General features: G+C 55.6%; 9 protein-coding genes. 4 read left to right on the top strand and 5 right to left on the bottom strand.

Annotation, left to right across the window (positions count from 1 at the left end; translation table 11 throughout):
* Positions 1 to 13 precede the first annotated feature (13 nt).
* From Pla52o_RS09995 to Pla52o_RS09985, 3 genes are all read right to left on the bottom strand, one after another.
* Positions 14 to 268, bottom strand: a complete 255-nt coding sequence (locus Pla52o_RS09995) for a hypothetical protein (RefSeq protein ID WP_146594455.1) — start codon at positions 266 to 268, stop codon at positions 14 to 16.
* 622 nt (positions 269 to 890) lie between these two features.
* Positions 891 to 1,418: a DUF2179 domain-containing protein gene (locus tag Pla52o_RS09990; protein ID WP_146594454.1), complete on the bottom strand. Its 528-nt coding sequence runs from the start codon at positions 1,416 to 1,418 to the stop codon at positions 891 to 893.
* Between the two features lie 713 nt (positions 1,419 to 2,131).
* Positions 2,132 to 2,908 (bottom strand): class I SAM-dependent methyltransferase, encoded by a 777-nt coding sequence (locus Pla52o_RS09985; protein ID WP_146594453.1) that lies wholly within the window; start codon positions 2,906 to 2,908, stop codon positions 2,132 to 2,134.
* Between the two features lie 641 nt (positions 2,909 to 3,549).
* Between Pla52o_RS09985 and Pla52o_RS09980 the strand changes: the two genes are divergently transcribed.
* From Pla52o_RS09980 to Pla52o_RS09970, 3 genes are all read left to right on the top strand, one after another.
* A complete protein-coding gene (locus tag Pla52o_RS09980; protein ID WP_231612225.1) occupies positions 3,550 to 4,962 on the top strand; it encodes an excinuclease ABC subunit UvrC in 1,413 nt (470 codons plus the stop codon).
* A gap of 318 nt (positions 4,963 to 5,280) precedes the next feature.
* Complete coding sequence (hflX, locus tag Pla52o_RS09975; RefSeq protein ID WP_146594452.1) at positions 5,281 to 6,705, top strand: GTPase HflX; 1,425 nt, start codon at positions 5,281 to 5,283, stop codon at positions 6,703 to 6,705.
* Between the two features lie 142 nt (positions 6,706 to 6,847).
* Positions 6,848 to 7,651: an SDR family NAD(P)-dependent oxidoreductase gene (locus tag Pla52o_RS09970; protein WP_146594451.1), complete on the top strand. Its 804-nt coding sequence runs from the start codon at positions 6,848 to 6,850 to the stop codon at positions 7,649 to 7,651.
* 87 nt (positions 7,652 to 7,738) lie between these two features.
* Here the strand turns inward: Pla52o_RS09970 and Pla52o_RS09965 are convergent, their stop codons facing one another.
* Positions 7,739 to 9,049: a hemolysin family protein gene (locus Pla52o_RS09965; RefSeq protein WP_146594450.1), complete on the bottom strand. Its 1,311-nt coding sequence runs from the start codon at positions 9,047 to 9,049 to the stop codon at positions 7,739 to 7,741.
* 342 nt (positions 9,050 to 9,391) lie between these two features.
* Between Pla52o_RS09965 and Pla52o_RS09960 the strand changes: the two genes are divergently transcribed.
* Entirely contained in the window at positions 9,392 to 12,157 is a 2,766-nt protein-coding gene (locus Pla52o_RS09960; RefSeq protein WP_449289959.1) for a DNA translocase FtsK 4TM domain-containing protein, read from the top strand.
* Between the two features lie 79 nt (positions 12,158 to 12,236).
* Here Pla52o_RS09960 and Pla52o_RS09955 read toward each other — a convergent pair whose 3' ends face one another.
* The gene (locus tag Pla52o_RS09955) at positions 12,237 to 14,714 is read right to left on the bottom strand and encodes a diguanylate cyclase (protein WP_231612224.1); all 2,478 of its coding nucleotides are present in this window, start codon (positions 14,712 to 14,714) and stop codon (positions 12,237 to 12,239) included.
* Positions 14,715 to 14,989 lie beyond the last annotated feature (275 nt).

Raw genomic sequence — 14,989 nt, 5'->3', positions numbered from 1 at the left:
AAGGTTCCTTCGTTTAGATGTGAGCCGGGCATGACCCTTCCTGGCCAGCCACCAAGACGGCAGCCGTCAAGACCTGAGCGACGCCGGTCGTTGCCCCTACAACCCAACGCAGCAATCGCAGTGCCAAGGAGACAACTCCCTGCGGAAAACGCAATTGCCATACTTGGGCCCACTGCGTTGGTCGATGCCCTGGACGGTTGCCAGGCACTTCGCGGCATCCCAAACTGCGACGACGGGGCAAATGCTGTCGCGTCGTTGGGGCTGACATCAGCCATGTTACCAGTGTCCACGTCCGAGGGGTAGGGACAGGCGAGGGGTAGGGACAGTGGATGGTAGCGGTGTGCATAATGGCACAATCGGCAGTGCGAGCGGACTTTGATGTTCTCGAGCTCTGGCAGAAACTTCCGGCAGCGGTAAAAGGGCACGCCACAGTTTGAACAACATTCGCAATCTAGGTAATGCGATCAGCCTGGGTGGCATGCGAGGTCCGGGGCGCATGCGGGCCTTGGGCTGATTGCCCGGTTGATTCATCGACTGGGCCCGTTCGATGAACGTCGGATCAACCTCCGCATTGGATCGGAGTTTGATTGCAACCCATTGCACCTCGCGACGTTGTCGCCAGCGAGATTGTCCATTTGCATCCCGTCCCGTGCTCCCCGCCCACCCGCAATCCGTGGAGCGATGATCTCGGTCGGGGCTTGTTGAGTCGGGGCTTGTTGAGTGGCATGAATCACAATGGCGCGCGTCGCGGTATCGTGTGACAGCAAACCAGTGCAGCCCGTGTGCAAAAAACAATGTTGAAAAACGATCTCGCTGGCTAATCTCCGCCAGAGGCGGGCAGATCGCCGCCGCTGTCGGTGACGCGCGGCGGGCGACCCGAAACGACGTTTCTATTTTCGGACGCTCGCTGCCGAGGCGGTGACGAGACGGATCGGGGTGGTCTCTTCAAACGTGATAAATGACTCCGGACTGATTTGCTGAATCTGTTTAAGTAATTTGCGAGCCATTCGCCGCGGTACCACGCTGAGGCTGACGCTGACGTCGCCATCTCGACCCTCTGCATTGACGGTGGTGACGTAATATCCCTCACTTCTCAATCGGCTGCCGACGCTCGGTGCGGTGGCGGGGGTTACAACTCGTACCAGCGTATTGCCGATCGCCAACCAGCGTTCGATGGTGCTGCCCAACACGGTTCCGCTGGCGAAGCCTGCGGCATAGGCAATGTATTGGATCGGGCTCTCCAGTTTGCCAAGTACCAACGACGCGGCGGCCAGCCAGATCAAAGCCTCGACAAATCCGAACAGGGCAGCCAAAGTGCGGCGACCGCGAAACAGCATGGAGATACGCAGTGCTCCGAGCGAGACATCCGTGAGCCGCAGAAAAAATATAGAGGCGGCACTCAAGAGAAGCGTCCACATCGTTTAATCCAATTTCCTCGCTAAAAAGTGTTTGCGGAAACAACCTTCATTTCAAGCTAGGTTGCCGTGAGCGAACGCACCGTGGATATTCACAATGCGTGTTTTCGTTTAAACCAACAAGCCGACCCGCATGCTGTCTCAAGCGTACCGATAGAGGGTACGTTGAAATGTCACAGCGAGTGTCAAAGAATCACGCAGCGGACACGATGGTATGACTCGCGGTTCGCTGTGCTAGCACGCTTGCGATGAACCAAGCGGCATGTTGGCTTCGCAACTTCACACCGCTTCACACCGCTTCATACCGTTTCACACCGCTTCGACGCTGAGACCGACTGCGACTTCTATTTCGCAGTCGGGGCGTGGGTCGCTTTGGCGTTGTCAGGCTCACCCACTGCTTGAGGTCTCAAACGCGATTGCAGCGTCTCTGTTGGGTTTGTGACACGCTGTAGCGTTGGAGTGTCGCGGCGTCCCTACCTACCGATCCCCTTTCGATGAATGCAATTCCTGGGCCGATCTCAAGATGACCCGTCGGATCCTCGCGTTATCAGCGAATGGTGGAGTTCGGAAGCGCGCGTTGCCGCGAATCGGCGTCAGCTTGCCATGACGGTGTCAGCCGGCGGAGACACATCGCGCGGCGCTGAACAAGTCAGACGGGGGCCTTGGGGGGTGGTGCGAGAAGCGGTGGTCCGGCATTGCGGTGGGCCGGGATTGCGTTAACGACGCTGCAGGATAAACACGGCGTCGACCAAGTCGTCGTCCATGGTTCGCGGGGCCTCGATGTCGTAGTCGAAGTCGTACGCCTCGACTAATTCAAGCTCATCGTCGACCTTGCGAAACAGACTTTTGGCTTGCGCGATCGTATACAGACGGAGCGGAAATTCGCTGCGGATGCGATGGACTTTGCCGGCGTTTGTTTGTGCTTTAATACTTGCTCGCAGCGTTTCTTGGCGTTTGCGGCGTTGAAAATCGATCACCTTCAAGGTGACGTGGACTTTCGTTCCGCCGTGCGTCGCGACCCAACGTTCGGTGCTTTCGGGATCGGCGTCCATCGGAATACAGTGAAAGCCCAAGATGTAAATGCCTCCGGGCTCCAGATGCGCGGCCACTGATCTCAAGTGCGATATTGCCTCCGCTTCACTGAGCAAATGACGGAAGGTGTTGAAGGTGCAAAACGCAGCATGAAACCGCTCCGGGAAATCCATCTTTGTCATGTCACCGAGCACAAGTTTGGCATCAAGCTTGCGTCGCAACAACCGTTTGCGAAGATAATCGAGCATCGGTTGGCTGAGGTCGAGTCCGCTCAACTCGTAGCCGCGTGCGGCCATTGCCGCGACCAATCGACCACTGCCGCAGCCCGGTTCGAGCAACTTGGTTGTCGCCTGATCGCTGCGGTATTTCTCAAATGCTTGTTCAAAGAATTCGACCTCGGCTTTGGTTTCATCACGAAACACCATGTCGAAGTATTGAGGGTAGTCGTACCAATTTTCCATACGTTGATTGCTCGTTTACACTCGGCGCAAATGCCAGTGCGGGATGAAGGGGGATAGGATGATTTTTGCAGCGGCGATGAAGGCTGATCGAACGCCAATCTCGATTGGCGACACGTGTCCGGTGCCGGGCATCGCGGATCTCGCATCTCCCCAGCACATTCTCACGCCCATTCCTGGCGCGAGGCGCCCTCTCCGCCGTCGATTCGGGGGCGTGATTGTCCAGCGTGGGGCACGTCACCGCCGCCAATCTTGTGCGAGGCTTGGCGAACGAAGCCAAACCCGCGCGGTTGCAATTCGAAACGAAGCAATCTGGAACGTGCACCTCATCATGGCAGGGATGAGTCTAGTCACCAGGTCGAAACCCGAGGAGAGGGCCGATCCCGCGGCGAGCCTATTTCTCAATGAGGTTGGAAACCGTCGGATTGGAGTCAAAGCGAACGCGTCGCCGTAATTCCGAGGTTACGTCGCCGTAATTCCGAGGCTGGAATGCCAAAATCGGCTTGTCAGGCTAGAATAATGCCGTCGCCACCCCGCATCAGCAAAACGTTGCTGAATTCGCCAAAAGGATCGCTGTCGTGTGTAAGCGGGTAACGTGGTCAACGCCTCTTTTCCTAATGACGTGATTGACGGATTGCTCCTGTATGCCGGATGTCCCCCCCAACGAAGATTCGCAAAACGACGAAAACCTTGGCCAAGTGAGCGAGGTGGAATCGAGCCATGTCGCGGGTGACGAGCCCCCCAAGACGCTCGGTTTCAGCCATGCGGCGACCAAGGTCAAAACGTTTCCCCAGTCGCCTGGGGTGTACCTGATGAAGGACGATGCGGCTCGCGTGATCTATGTTGGCAAGGCCAAGAATTTACGTTCGCGAGCGGGAAGCTACTTTCTAAAGGCGGCCAGCGAAGATCAGCGAACCGCCCCCTGGATCGGCGAGATCGCAGATATCGATTTTGTCGAGTGTGAAAGTGAGGTTGACGCCCTGTTGATGGAATCGCGGCTGGTCAAAGATATCCAGCCCAAGCACAACAAGGACCTCAAAGACGATAAATCGTTTCCGTATCTGATGATCACAACGCGGGACGAGTTTCCTCGCGTCGAGGTGACACGCGAACCCAAAGAAAAGGGCGTTAAGCTTTACGGACCGTTTCCCAGCGCGGGGGCGTTGCGAGGGGCGGTGCAAGTGCTACAGCGGATCTTTAAATTTCGGACCTGCACGCTCGATATCAGCGAGTCCGATGAACGCTGGAAGTGGTTTCGTCCCTGTTTGTTGGCGAGCATCAACCAATGTACCGCACCCTGCAATTTCCGTATCGGCAAAGATGCCTATCGACGCGACATCAACCGGTTGCAAACGTTCATGGAGGGAGGAAAGAAACGATTGCTCAAAGAGATGCACGAGGAGATGTTGGCGGCCAGCAAGGCGATGGACTTCGAACGCGCCGCGGTGCTGCGCGATGAAATTCGCATGCTCGAAAAACTCGAGGACCGCGGCGAACTCGATACCCACGTGCAACCGGAAGTCTTTTTTGTTGACCCGCAAAAGGGATTAACCGGGCTTCGCAAGGTGCTCGGTTTAGCCAAAACGCCACGGATCATCGAAGGCGTCGACATCGCTCATCTCGGGGGCGGCGAAACCGTCGCCAGTCTGGTTCAGTTCATTGACGGCTTGCCATTCAAACCAGGCTATCGCCGATTTCGGATCCAAGACGTGGATGGCATCGACGATTTTCGCAGTATTTATGAAGTCGTGTCGCGACGTTTTCGTAAGCTTGCTGATTCGGGGGAATCGTTTCCTGACATTTTGTTGATCGATGGGGGAAAGGGGCAACTCAACGCAGCCATGGCGGCGTTCCGCGATCAGGATATCACGCCCCCCACGGTGATCTCGTTGGCAAAACGCGATGAAGAGATTTTCCGGCCGGGGGATTCCGAACCGTTGCGGTTAAGCAAGAGTGCCTTTGCACTCCGTTTGTTGCAGTATGTGCGTGACGAATCGCACCGCTTTGCGCAGCATTATCACCACATCCTCCGCAGCAAGTCGACATTTGATCGCTAGGCGATTGTTGATTGAGTGCGTTGTCACAAAATCGTTATCAGCCAAGAGACGTTAGCCCGCGGTGCTCCCTTTTTTATCGCGATGAGGGCGAACCTGGGCCTATTCCCCACAGTCTGTCTCCCTGCGGATGGGCGTGAAAAAAAACGAAATTTCGCAAAACGCTGCAGCGAGGTCGGAAATTGGGAGCAAATGCAACTCCTTTATTGCCGCCAACGCAGGGTGGGGCGTGCCAAGCTGCTGTGCACAGATGCACTCATTTCGTCTACAATAACATAGACGTTCAGATTTAATCCTATAACGGAGGAACCTCCTTAAACCGTGCGAGAACAACACCAACTTCGCGATGATTCGCCGGAGCGAAGCATCTTGGCCCGGCTGATCCTGCCCGAACACACTGTCGAGGCCGATCCGCTAGAGGAACTGTATGGATTGGCCACGACCGCTGGCACTCAAGTCGTCGACGAGTTGATGCAACGTCTATCGCGACCGAATCACGGCACCTTCTTTGGCAAGGGGAAAGTCGAGGAATTGCGGTTGATGGTCGAGCGTCATGAGGCCGATGTGGTGATCTTTGACAACGACCTGACTCCCGGCCAGATTCGGAATCTTGAAAAAGCGATTGATGCGAAGGTGATCGATCGCACCGAATTGATTCTCGACATCTTTGCGGCGGGAGCCCGAACCTACGAAGCTCGTTTGGCGGTGGAGTTGGCTCAGTTGGAGTACTCGCTGCCGCGGTTGAAGCGAATGTGGACGCACCTTTCGCGTCAAGCAATGGGCGTCGGCATGCGCGGCCCCGGTGAGAAACAACTCGAAGTTGACCGCCGCTTGGCTCAGAAACGCATACACGATTTGAAGGAAGAACTGGCCAAGGTGGAGCGTCGCCGCGAGCAACAAGTGCAAGCTCGCAAAGAAGCCCCTACGGTCTCACTAGTCGGTTATACCAATGCCGGCAAGAGCACGTTGATGAATGCCTTGACGGAGGCCAACGTGCATGCGGCCGACAAGTTGTTTGCCACCCTCGATACACGGACTCGACGTTGGCAATTGCCAGGTTGGGGGACCGTGCTATTGAGCGATACGGTCGGTTTCATTCGTGACTTGCCTCACTCGTTGGTGGCGAGTTTTAAATCAACGCTCGAAGAAACGCGTCAGGCCGAATTGTTGTTGCATGTGGCCGATGCCAGCAGCCCGACCGTGTTCGAGCAAATCAGTGCGGTCTATCATGTGCTCGAAGAATTAGAAATCGAAGCCAAAGACACCCTCTTGGTGTTAAACAAAATTGACGCCGTTCCAAATGCCGCGGCGCTAAATCGAGTGTTAGAGCGTTATCCAAACGCGATTCCCGTCAGTGCGAAAAACGGCATCGGGTTGGTCCCGCTGATCGAAGCGGTCGGAGAAGCGTTGGGACGTGAGTTTTATGATTTGGAAGTGGATGTGTCGCCGAGTGATGGAAAACTACTCGCCTATCTAGCGGCCAAAGGCGAGGTGTTGTCGCGAAAGTATGGCGAAGAGACGGTTACCATTCACGTGCGGATGCCTGCCGGAGCAATGGGCCCGGTGCATCGTGACGCTGTGGCCATCCGCGATTTGGATGAACAACGCGCCGCCGCAGCCAGCGGGGATCCGGTAAAGTCAGCCTTGGGCGAAGTGGCCAAGGACAATGGCGATCCGTCATCGTCGAACGTTTCGCTCGAGTTGCCGAACGTTCCAATCTCTGACTCGTCTACCGAAGTGGCTTAGCTTGGGGAACCAAGCTCGCCGAAGTGCCGAAGGATCGCTTGCCAGTGATGCTTCACCGCTGACCCCCTTCCTTTGGACTGCTCTCCGCCGGGCAGTCAACGCTGTAAACGAACCTCTTCGCAAACCAAAGTCGTGTTGATCGATGCGTTGGACCCCCACCAATTCCATTGCCGTTGTGACGGGCGCTAGTAGCGGCATCGGACGCTGTTTGTGTGAAATGTTGGTCGATCGTGGGGCCACGGTGGTTGGCGTCGCGCGTCGCCGCGAACGGCTGGTGGAACTTCAATCGCGAGACGCCAGTGGATGTTTTATTCCGGTCGTTGGAGACATTACCGAGGCCGCCACACGCACGGAAATATTGGCCGTTGCAGCCCAAGTGGACCAGGGGCGTTTGGATCTGCTTGTCAATAATGCCGGTATCGGGGCGATCGGACCATTCGCCGATGCCAATGAGGAACGATTGCGGCGGGTGATGGAGGTTAACTTCTTTGCCCCTGCGGAATTGATGCGGCAAGCGATCCCGCTGCTCCGCCGAGGACGCGCGCCGGTGATTTGCAATATCAGCAGCGTGTTAGGACACCGGGCGGTGCCCGACAAGAGCGAGTATTGTGCGAGCAAGTTTGCCCTGCATGGATTGAGCGACGCAGTGCGAGCCGAGTTGGCGCGCGAAGCGGCACAAGATCCATCGTCTCAGCACAACGCGATTCAAGTCACCTTGGTCAGTCCGAGTACGACGCGTAGCGAGTTTTTTGATGTCTTAATTGATTCCGACGCGGCGGCGTCTTCTCCCAGCCTTGGCAGTTGGCCGCCCGCTAAGGTGGCGAGCGCGGCGTTTGCGGCGATCGAGTCGCGACGCAGTGAGGTGATCTTGAGTCTGGCGGGGAAAGCGTTGGTTTATGCCGACCGAATCTCGCCTCCATTGATGAACGCGATCCTAGCGCGATAGAAGTTCCCGCGTCCTGGGGCTCCCCTCCCCATCTCTCTTGAACGACGGAGCGATTGGCGGCGAGACAATCAATTGCCGTGGGATGAATTATTTTGAATCGGCTGCGGCGATTGTGAATTTGAGTTTCGTGGCGCTGTCGTGCTTCATCTCGAGCACTTCCACCATCGCCCCGTCGACTTGCAACTTGTCGCCTTGGACTAGAATCTTTTGCTTGACATCCATTAGCAATCCGCTGATCGTGTCAGCTTCCTGAGACTCTTCTAGCGGTAGCGAAAGTCGGCGTCGTACCTCTTCGATCCCGGTGGATCCGTTGATAATAAATTCACCGGGCCCGGCGGGAACAATATCGGGATCTGCGTTGTCAAACTCGTCGTCCACTTCCCCGACGATTTTTTCCAACACGTTTTCGAGCGTTACCATTCCGGTGATTGTGCCGTATTCGTCGATCACGAACGCCATCAATTGATGCGTCGCTTGAAAGTGCCGAAGCACGCGGCTGATCGGCATCGTCTCGTGCACCTTCTTCGGAGGTCGCACAATCGAACGTAAGTCAATGTCCTCCGCATCCGGCGGAATCATCAACAGGTCTTTGATGTGAACCACGCCAATCACATTGTCGAGTGAGCGATCGCAAACGGGATAACGCGTATGCATCGTTTGACGAACGAGCTCGCGAAGTTTTGAAATTGGTTCGTGAATATCAAAGAAGATGACTTCGCCACGCGGCAACATCACACGCCGCACAATCATGTCGTCAAACTCAAACACGTTGTTGATTAACGCGTGTTCGCTGCGGCTCAGATTGCCATGCACATGAGCCTCTCTCAGCAGCGCACGGATCTCTTCTTCGGTACGCACGCCATCGTGATCGGCCGCTCCTGCGATGCCGACCAATCGCAGCAGGAACGAGGTCACGACGTTCAACGCGATGAGAAATGGATAGAGAATCACATAGAAAAGCTTCAACGGCAGCGCACACCACAGCAACATCTGCTCAGGGCGACGGATCGCAAAAATTTTGGGGAACTGTTCGCCAACCACCAAATGCAATCCAGTGATCGCGGAAAACGCAAGGGCGAACCCCATCACGTGAATCACCCGCTCGTCAACCACGCCGATCCACCCTAGCACCGGTTCGACCAGTGCTGCGAACGCCGGCTCCCCGACCCAACCCAATGCCAGCGAAGCCATCGTGATACCGAGTTGGCAAGCGGAAAGCGATTTGTCCAATCGTTTGGCGAGCCATTTTGCGGTGCCCGCGAAGGGCTTGCCATCGCGGGCGAGTTGATCGATACGCGAGATCCGGACTTTAACCAGAGCAAATTCAGCAGCGACAAAGAATCCATTCAAGAGGATCAGCAGCACGGCCAATCCAAGGTACAGCAGTGTTCCAGTCATGTCGTCCCGCGAGATTTAAAGACAATCGAGTGAGTGCGTCATCGACCTGAGGACGCATCATTCCATCTGGATTGTAGCCGAAACGTTCCACTTCCCTCGGCGATAAACGCGGCGTGAAACCCAACCCACCTAACTTAACGCGGCGTAGCTTCCGCTGCAGGAGGGCGGTTTGACTCAAGACACCTGCGGATTGTCATGATTATTTGGAATTGTTGCATTGTTCACGAAAGTTCAGTTGTAGGGGCGGTCGATATTCTGAGATGACGTCTTGCTTGGTTTCTTTCCTTGCAGTTTGGCCTGCTCTCACTATCCGTCGCTGATGAGGCGTTGGCCGCTGCATTGTTGTTGGTTTTTATGGCCAGTGCTGCTCCTGACGAAAGTGTACTCGGAGAGCGCGACGCGAACTTAGTTCGTGACGTGATCGCAATCGTTCTCGTGGCGATGACCTTGATCACGACCGTTTCGATTATCACGCGGAGCCCGGCCGATCCGATCGAGATGCCGGTTTGGCCTCTGAGCGCGTTGTACACTCCCAACAACTCGGTCTATCCTACCAACCCGACCGTGACCAATGCATGCGGTTATTGGGGAGCGGTGATCTCATCGGCCTTGTTGGACGCGTTGGGATTGGCGGCGGGATTAGTCGTTGCGGCGGCAGGCGGGATTGCGACGGCGCTGCTTTACCGTGGTCGGCTTAACGCTCCGGTACTCAGGTCGTTGGGCGGCACGATCGTGGTGATTGGGACTGCGACCGCCGGCGGTCTATTGCCGATGCAATTCGAGCAAATGCCGGTCGTTGGAAACGGAGGCTATCTCGGTGCGATGACATCGACGTGGTTGTTAGAGCATTTTGCCCCCGCTGGGGCGTGGATTTTGACGATCACCGTGATCGCGGTCGGCTTGTTGCTGACGACCGATTACGCCTTGCTTTACGCTGGGAAACGTTTGTTGGCGGGCGGCGCAATGGTGTCGCGAAGCGGGATGCGGCGTGCCGCGCAAGCGGTGCCGATTACGGTCCGCCGCCGACGCCAAGCGTTTACGGACCTTGAGGAACCGATCAAGATCGATGGCGATGAAGCGGGAACGGCTGGCGCGTCCGAGTCGCCCTCGAATGAGGGCGATGCCAGCGATCCAGACGGTTGGAAGTCAAGTGAACCGAAAATCAAATTCATGCGACCGAAGCGAAAATCGGGCGACGAGACCGTGGTGGCTGCGGACGCCGAAGGCGCGAGCGGAAGTGCACTCGAAGAACCGGTGGGGGAACCCACACCCACGAATGCCGAGCCGATTGGGGATACCGATGCGGCCAGCGATGTGATCGAAGACGACATCGAAGAAGAACCTGAAGCCGAGCCGCTGCTCCGTGATCTTGAGGTGGATGACGAGACGCTGAATCTTCGACAGGATGAAAAACATCTCCTCTCGAATCCAAAAATCAAGGTCCCCAAGCGAAAACAGCAAGCCGACGCGAAGCAGGAACTGTACGATAACGTCCAAGAAAAGGCACCGTACGGTGCCGAGGACTATCGCTTGCCGCATATCGAATTGCTTGAGCAAAGCGATGACGTGAGCTACGACGAGCAATTGGTCGAGGTGCGTCGGAAAGCCCAGATCCTGGAAGAGACGTTCAAGGACTTTGGTTTTAACATTCGCGTGGTCGAGATTGAAACGGGCCCCGTGATCGCACAATACGAGATCGAACTCGAAGCGGGATTACGGCTCAGCAAGATTACGGGGCTCGCCGATGACTTGGCGATCGCGCTGCGTGTTCCGAGTGTTCGTATTGTCGCGCCGATTCCGGGGAAGAATACCGTCGGCATCGAAGTTCCAAACGAGAATCGACAAGTCGTTCGTCTTCGCGACGTGATCGAAGAGTCGGATATGAGCCGATCGAAAATGAACATCCCGGTGTTCTTAGGCAAGGACGTATCGGGGAACCCGATGGTCGTGGGGCTCGAGAAAATGCCTCACCTGTTGATCGCAGGGCGAACCGGTACGGGTAAGAGTGTTTGTTTGAACGCGATCATCGTTTCGATCTTGATGATGTGTCGTCCTGACGAAGTTCGGATGTTGATGATCGACCCTAAAATGGTCGAATTGAGCGGCTATGGTCGGTTGCCGCACTTGATGCATCCCGTGATCACAGACATGAAAAAGGCTGAAGCCATTTTGGCTTGGGCGGTTGAGAAGATGGAAGAACGCTATTCCTTGTTGGCCAAAGCAGGGGTGCGTCACATCAATAGCTACAATGACCTGGGCCGCGAGGAGATTTTACGCCGCCTGGATCTGGATGAGGACGAAGATTCCGACGGCGTCCCCGATAAATTACCGTTCATTGTCATCATTGCCGACGAAATGGCGGACTTGATGATGACGGCTGGCAAGGATGTCGAAACGCACATCATTCGTTTGGCTCAAAAGAGCCGAGCGGTAGGGATTCACTTGATTCTGGCGACTCAAAAACCAACCGTGGACGTGATCACCGGCTTGATCAAGAGTAACTTGCCTGCACGGTTGAGTTTTCAAGTGGCCAGTAAAACCGATAGCCGCGTTGTGTTGGATGAGAACGGCGCCGACAAATTGCTTGGCAACGGTGACATGCTGTTCCTTTGGCCTGGGACGAGCACCTTGATCCGTGGTCAGGGGACGTATTTGTCGGATGACGAGATCGACGCGGTGGTGGACCATTGCAGCTTGGGCGAGCAGAACTTTGTCGGCGAACTGATGAATCTGAAAGTCGAGGATGGTAGCGAAGCTGATGCCTCGAAGGTGGGTGACATCAAGGGACGTGATGAGTTGTACGAAAGTGCAATCGAAGTGGTGATTCGCGAAGGACGTGGTTCGTTGTCGTTACTTCAGCGTTGTTTAGGAATTGGTTATGGTCGTGCCGCTCGTCTGATTGATTTTATGGCCGAAGATAAAATTGTGGGCGATTACAACGGTTCGAAATCACGCGAAGTGCTACTGACCATGGAAGCGTGGCAAAAGATGCAGGGGCTTGAGCCGGACGGCGACGACGACGACTCCGCCGATCCCACTGCGGAGTATGAAGAGACCGATGACGGCGAAGAAGAATACGAAGAGTACGAGGAGGAAGACGTCGCTTAGTCAGATCACCTCGCGGGTGGTCCCCCGCAACGCATCGATGCGAAGCCGCGAGGCGACGCGATGGCTTGGGGCAACTCGGCTAAGAGGACTCGAAGCTAAGTGAGTTTTCGAGTTCCAGTGCGTCGCGAAGGAAGTCGGCTTGTGCCGAGCGTGCGGTGTCCAACAGCTCGTTCGTGTCGCGAAGCAGCATCGCCCATTGGAGGTTCTCCGAATAAGTGATCTCACAAATTTGGTTGGCCGCAGCGGTAACCGACTCGAGTCCGCAATGATTTGCAGTGACGGCGAGTTGGGCGGCATGCTCTTGAAGCGCCTTCAGATCCTTTTGGGTGAGCGCCTCGGCCAAACGCTCCACATTGATGCCGATTTGGATTGCCGCTTGCTTGCCAACAGCGAATGCGCCTAGGGTTACCGCCAACGCAGTCTCGTCAATCGCTCTGGTAAAGTGCTCGACAAGTTCAGGGTCAAATTGCGTTCCCGCACAACGGCGTAGTTCCGCAATCGCGTCATCATGCGAGCATCCTTGTCGGTAGACGGTGTCCGAGATCATCGCGTCGTAACTATCGGCAATGGTCAACATTTTGGCGCACCACATGACTTGCCCGTTTTCGTCGGCGTTCAATGGCGGAACCGATCCTGAGCGTTGGCCTTCCAAGCGAATCCATTGGTGGGCGGCGATAATGGAGGTCAATTCATCACACGAGAAGGTGCTGGAGACAATCTCGACGCCGATGCGATCATGACGTCTCATGACCTCCCACTCTTGTTCGGTCAACATGCCAGGTTTGAGCAAGACATTGTCGGGCACGCCGACTTTACCGATGTCATGGAGTAATGCGGCAATCTCCAGCACATAGATTTGTGCGGGGTCGAGGATTTGCGCGGAGGCTCGAGAGCACAAGTCGGCAACCCGACGGCTGTGCTCGGCCGTTTTGGCATCCCGATACGATAATGCGGACATTAAAGCAGTGACCGCCTGATAAGAAATATCTAAACGTTGCGGTTTGGCGACGGTGTTTTGGTCCTGCTCCGCTTGATCGGCCATGTTGACGTTGTAAGCGATCACCCGATTACGGCCTTCGCGTTTGGCAACGTAGAGACACGCATCAGCTTGATTGATCAATTCCTGAGGGTCGGCAGGATTGAATCGCAATTCGGAAACCCCGAGACTTGCCGTGAGCTTTAATTCGGCCGGTTCTTCAAACTGGATTGCCGCAATGGCAGCACGAGTCTTTTCGGCCTCATCGAGGGCTTGTTTGAGCGTCAAGTCGGGGAAGACGACACAGAATTCTTCGCCACCATAGCGACAAACCAACCCGTGGTCTTGGTGCATGTCGCGAATGATCTGCGAAACGCGGCGAAGCACTTCGTCACCAATATGGTGGCCGTAAGTATCGTTGACGTTCTTGAAATGGTCATTGTCGATCATCACGCATGAAAGCGGCGTGTTGTTGGTTTGGGCGGTTCGCCAAAACGCATCAAAACGCTCGAAAAATGCGCGGCGATTCAAACAGCCTGTCAACGCGTCCTGGGTCGCCAGGATTTCAAGTTCGCTGTTTTTACGCTCAATTTCATCGCGGCTGCTACGCAACATGCCCAGCATCTTCTCCAACTCTTCGCGATGTTCTTCCACGTGAGTCACATCTCGGAACGTCGCCAACGCCCCTCGCTGTTGATCGTCACTCCCGAGCGGTGCGGCATTGACCGAGAAGATGCGGTTGCGTCCATCGGCCAAGCGGTAGTGAAGCATGCGTTCGGACTGAAGCTCCGTTTTGGCAATCGCTGCGGTCCAAGGGTAGGTCGCATCGTCCGAAGGCGATAATTCTTGGTTGTGCGGTAACGTCCATGACAACCCGCTCGCCGACTTCTTCACCAGCTCTTCAAGCGGGATGCCGATCGTGTCGGTGAAGGCGCGGTTGGCAAGTACAATCTTTCCCTGTTCGTCTAGAACCAGTAGCCCTTCGGCGAGTGTGTCGAGCGCTTGGCGAACGCGATCGGGGACCACCTGTGTTTTGCGGAACACGCCCATGATCTTGGCGACAAACAACGTGTAGGAGGCGAGCCCCGCAATCACGAAGAAGCCAATCAGCCGAAAGACGGCATGGCGAGTAAAAGGAGCCCAGGCGGAGGAAGCGGGTTTGCGGAAACAAAATTCGACGCTCCCCCACGGACGACGATTCAGCGTGATCGGCACGCTGATGGCCTCGACTAGACGAGCTTCCTCACCCGACTCGTGTTGAGTCAGATCGGACCACATCTCTTGATGATGACCGGTATCCAGACGTAAGGTCCCTAAATCGCTTCGCAGTCCGATCGATAGAATTTCGTCGTTGCGTTCGACTTGCGTCTTCAGAATCGTCGTCAGGTCCACCCATTGTTGGCGACGGACATGCGCGGAGGCATTGATTGCGATCGCTTCACAGTATCGTTGCCGAGTGCGCATCTCCATCGCATCCATGTCTGGGATCAAACCCAGCCATTGGCCGCCGAGGATCAGACTAACGCCGACGCACACTAGTGCAAAGGCAAGTCTTAGCGATGCGATGAACTCACGTAACAAGCCGGTAGATTTCTGTTTGAAATTGACAAAGTGAAACGGAGACGCTTGATCGAGTCCTGGTCGTTCGGTCTAACAATCGACGGGCCCATCGCCTCGGTTTGGGTCAGAGAATACGCTCAATTCTTGATCACAGCTAAACGTTCCAATGCTAATTCAGTTCGATTGCCCTGGACGGTGAGAAAAGTAGGGTTGAGTTGATCGATATTGACGGTTACGCCGATGAGGCCATTCTAGGATACCACTGTCGGATGTCGTTCAACCCATCTCGCTGCTTC

The sequence above is a fragment of the Novipirellula galeiformis genome (assembly GCF_007860095.1).
GTDB classification, from domain to species: Bacteria; Planctomycetota; Planctomycetia; order Pirellulales; family Pirellulaceae; genus Novipirellula; species Novipirellula galeiformis.
The sequence above is the reverse complement of the archived record's forward strand: the minus strand, read 5'-3'. Positions and strand labels throughout refer to the sequence as shown.

Bases quoted from the DNA above. Each gene is read 5' to 3' on its own strand.
- Pla52o_RS09990 (WP_146594454.1), bottom strand. From the start codon at position 1,418: ATGTGGACGCTTCTCTTGAGTGCCGCCTCTATATTTTTTCTGCGGCTC.
- Pla52o_RS09970 (WP_146594451.1), top strand. From the start codon at position 6,848: ATGCGTTGGACCCCCACCAATTCCATTGCCGTTGTGACGGGCGCTAGT.
- Pla52o_RS09985 (WP_146594453.1), bottom strand. From the start codon at position 2,908: ATGGAAAATTGGTACGACTACCCTCAATACTTCGACATGGTGTTTCGT.
- Pla52o_RS09965 (WP_146594450.1), bottom strand. From the start codon at position 9,049: ATGACTGGAACACTGCTGTACCTTGGATTGGCCGTGCTGCTGATCCTC.
- Pla52o_RS09980 (WP_231612225.1), top strand. From the start codon at position 3,550: ATGCCGGATGTCCCCCCCAACGAAGATTCGCAAAACGACGAAAACCTT.
- Pla52o_RS09995 (WP_146594455.1), bottom strand. From the start codon at position 268: ATGTCAGCCCCAACGACGCGACAGCATTTGCCCCGTCGTCGCAGTTTG.